Annotated in this window: 2 protein-coding genes; both read right to left on the reverse strand. The window is 42.3% G+C overall.

Going from position 1 to position 3,807, the window contains the following annotated elements:
- The coding region (gene glgP / locus RYK12_RS09995) for a glycogen/starch/alpha-glucan family phosphorylase (RefSeq protein WP_314848846.1) at positions 1 to 2,222 on the reverse strand (2,222 nt) is incomplete at its 3' end.
- A 25-nt stretch (positions 2,223 to 2,247) separates the two neighbouring features.
- On the reverse strand, positions 2,248 to 3,765 hold the full coding sequence (malQ, locus tag RYK12_RS10000; protein WP_269796445.1) for a 4-alpha-glucanotransferase: 1,518 nt from the start codon (positions 3,763 to 3,765) through the stop codon (positions 2,248 to 2,250).
- Positions 3,766 to 3,807: the final 42 nt, after the last annotated feature.

The raw sequence follows: 3,807 nt of genomic DNA on the forward strand, positions 1-3,807 counted from the left end.
ATTGTACGGTCAGATGAGAAGAATCCTGCTTTAGAAATGTTAACGATGACTTTATCCAACCATGCGTCACGGTCTTCGTAGTCAGCCAACATTTGCTCTTTGACTTTGATGTAATCTTCTAAGTCAAGAAGAGTCATGAACCAGTCTTTGTTGATCAACTCATTGTAAAGACGTTCCAAGCGCTCTTTGTTTCCAGCTGCAAGAACTGCATCGCTAACGATGAAGTCAACCAATGGTTTGATAGCTTTACGAGCGTAGAATTCGCTTGATTTGTAAGCTGCTTTTGCGTAAAGGTCGATAACAGTTTCTGAATCTTCACCAAAGATGTAGATGTTTTCGTCGCCAACCAACTCAGCGATTTCCACGTTAGCACCGTCCATAGTACCAAGTGTCAAAGCTCCGTTCAACATGAATTTCATGTTACCAGTACCTGAAGCTTCTTTAGAAGCAAGTGAGATTTGTTCTGAGATATCACATGCTGGGATAAGGAAGCTTGCTGCAGTAACGTTGTAGTTTTCAACCATAACTACTTGCAAGTGTGGAGCTACTGCTGGATCGTTAGCAATAACTTCTGACATGCAAAGGATCAAGTGGATGATGTCTTGAGCGATTGTGTAGGCTGGAGCTGCTTTACCACCAAAGAAGATTGTGATTGGGCGAGCAGGGATGTTACCAGCTTTGATGTCAAGGTATTTGTGGATCACGTACAAAGCGTTCATTTGTTGGCGTTTGTACTCGTGAAGACGTTTGATTTGAATGTCAAAGATAGAGTTTGGATTGATTTCCACACCTTGGTGTTCTTTCAAGTGACGAGCCAATTTACGTTTGTTGTGAGCCTTGATGCTTTCCAATTTTTCTTTGACAGCTGCTTTGTCTTCATAAGACAAGAGTTTTTCAAGCTCATCTGCTTCATGGTGCCAACCTTCTCCAAGAATCTCATCCAAGTAGTGAGACAAGCTTGGGTTAGCATGCATGAGCCAACGACGGAAAGTGATACCGTTTGTTTTGTTGTTGAATTTTTCTGGGTAAAGGTCGTAGAAAGCTTTCAACTCAGAATTTTTCAAGATTTCAGTGTGAAGTGCTGCTACTCCGTTAACGCTGTATCCGTAGTGGATATCCATGTGAGCCATGTGAACACGTCCACTCTCGTCAATAATTTGAACAGCTGGATCTTTCACTTCTGCTTTCACACGACGGTCCAATTCTTCGATGATTGGTACCAAGTGAGGAACCACTTCTTGCAAAAATTCAAGAGGCCATTTTTCAAGGGCTTCAGCAAGGATTGTGTGGTTAGTGTAGGCAGTCATGCTACGAACGATTGAGATTGCTTCGTCAAGTTCGATACCACGAGCAGTCAAAAGACGGATCAACTCAGGAATAACCATTGATGGGTGAGTATCGTTGATTTGTACAACTGCGTAGTCAGCAAGGTCATGCAAGTTGCTTCCTTTTTCGATTGCTTCGTCGATGATCAATTGCGCACCGTTTGAAACCATGAAGTATTGTTGGAAGATACGGAGCAATTCACCTTGACGGTCACTATCATCTGGGTAAAGGAAAAGAGTCAAGTTGCGAGCGATGTCCGTCTTGTCAAAGTTGATACCATCTTCGATGATAGAAGAATCAACTGAATCCAAGTCAAACAAACGCAAGCGGTTCTTAGTTTCTGTCTTGTAACCAGGTACATCGATATCGTAAAGAGTTGATGTCAATGTGAAGTGAGCGAATGGCACTTGGTAGCTACGGCTTGAGCGAACCAACCAGTTTTGCTCTGTCAACCATGCATTTGGAATTGTTTCTTGTTGGTTATTTTTAAGAACTTGTTGGAAAAGACCGTAGTGGTAGTTAAGACCAACACCGTCACCGTTCAAACCAAGAGTAGCAATTGAGTCGATAAAGCATGCAGCCAAACGTCCCAAACCACCATTACCAAGAGATGGTTCCAATTCAACTTCTTCAACTTCGATCAAGTCTTTACCTGCAGCTGCAAGTTCTTTTTTGACATCGTCGTAAAGACCAAGGTTGATCAAGTTGTTTGACAAAAGTTTACCAATCAAGAACTCAGCTGAGATGTAGTAAACTTTTTTCTTACCAGTGTTAACTGGTTTTTGACTACTTGCAAGCTTGCTGTAGTTAAGAAGAGCCAGGTAAAGCTCTTCATTGCTACATTCTGCAATGGTTTTATTGTAACGATTTTGTACAAATTCTTGTAGTGATAACATGTTTAAGGTGTCTCCTGATATTGTATTATTTCTTTAAATCTACCAAATTTTCATTGATTCGGCGATAGATTGTTGTCAAGTCAAGCAAGCCTTCCTCGACAGCTGGTGTCAATTGATCTTCAGTCATACGCCAAGACCAGTTTCCACCAAGGGTAGATGGGAAGTTCATACGAGCTGCCTCATCCAATTCTAGCAAATCTTGCATAGTTGCAATTGCCATGAAGCTAACTGATGAAAAGACTGTACGAAGCATAGCATGTGGCACTGTTTCGTATTCTTTACGGTTAGTGTAGCGAGCCATGTATTCACGCGTCGCATCATCGATCTCGTTACGGTACCAACCAAGGACCGTATTGTTATCGTGTGTTCCTGTGTACATAACAGAGTTAGCAGGTGCCAAGTGTGGGCTATCGATGCTTTCGTCTTCTGGGTTGAAGGCAAATTGAAGAATCTTCATTCCTGGGAAGCCAGTACGTTCACGCAATTCGATAACTTCGTCTGTCATGAAACCAAGGTCTTCTGCGATGATGTTTAGCTCACCAAGTTCTTCCTTAACGGCTGCAAAAAGCTTGTAGCCAGGACCTTTGACCCATTCACCAGGTGCTGCTGTATCTGAACCAGCAGGGATTTCCCAGTAAGATTCGAAGCCACGGAAGTGGTCAATACGAACGATGTCGTAAATTTTGAAGCTTTCACGCAAGCGTTCAATCCACCATTTGTAACCGTCTTTGTCCATTGCTTCCCAGTCATAGATTGGGTTACCCCAAAGCTGACCAGTTGCAGAAAATTCATCTGGTGGGCATCCTGCGATGCAAGTCGCCTTACCGTTGACATCTGTCTTGAAGAGATGTGGATTTGCCCACATATCGCTTGAATCTTCCGCTACGTAGATTGGCATGTCTCCAACGATTTCGATGTGGTTGTCGTTAGCGTAAGCTTTCAATTTCAACCATTGTTGGAAGAAGAAGTATTGAGTCACACGGTGGTAAACCAACTTGTCTGCCAATTGCTCACGGTAGCTTTCAAGTGCTGTAGCTTTACGAGCACGAGCATCTGCATCTGGCCATTCAGTCCAAGCAAGATTGTCAAAATGCTCTTTGATAGCCATATACTCTGCAAAGAGTTCAAGCCATGATTGGTTGTCTTGAGCAAATTTCTCAAAATCTTTAACATCTCCTACTTCCAAGAAACGTTTTACCGCTTTTTCTAAAAGAGGACGACGTGCATAGTAGATTTTCGCATAATCAACTTCAGAAGCATCACTACCAAAGTCAACCCCTTCAAGGTCACTTGCTTGCAACAAGCCTTGTTCCACCAAGATATCTAAATCGATAAAATGAGTGTTCCCTGCGAAGGCAGAGAAAGATTGGTAAGGAGAGTCTCCGTAACTAGTTGTTCCTAGTGGAAGGATTTGCCAGTAACGTTGTTTTGTGCGAACCAAGAAATCAACGAAGTCGTAAGCACTTTTACCAAATGATCCGATTCCGTATGCTCCTGGAAGAGAAGAAATGTGCATCAACACACCACTTTGACGTTTTTTCATAATAAGCACCTCATGTGTTTATAGTTAGATATTACATTTTTA

It is taken from the genome of uncultured Streptococcus sp., assembly GCF_963518475.1.
Taxonomy (GTDB): Bacteria; Bacillota; Bacilli; order Lactobacillales; family Streptococcaceae; genus Streptococcus.

Coding starts and splice junctions, on each gene's coding strand:
- malQ (WP_269796445.1), bottom strand. CDS start 3,765: ATGAAAAAACGTCAAAGTGGTGTGTTGATGCACATTTCTTCTCTTCCA.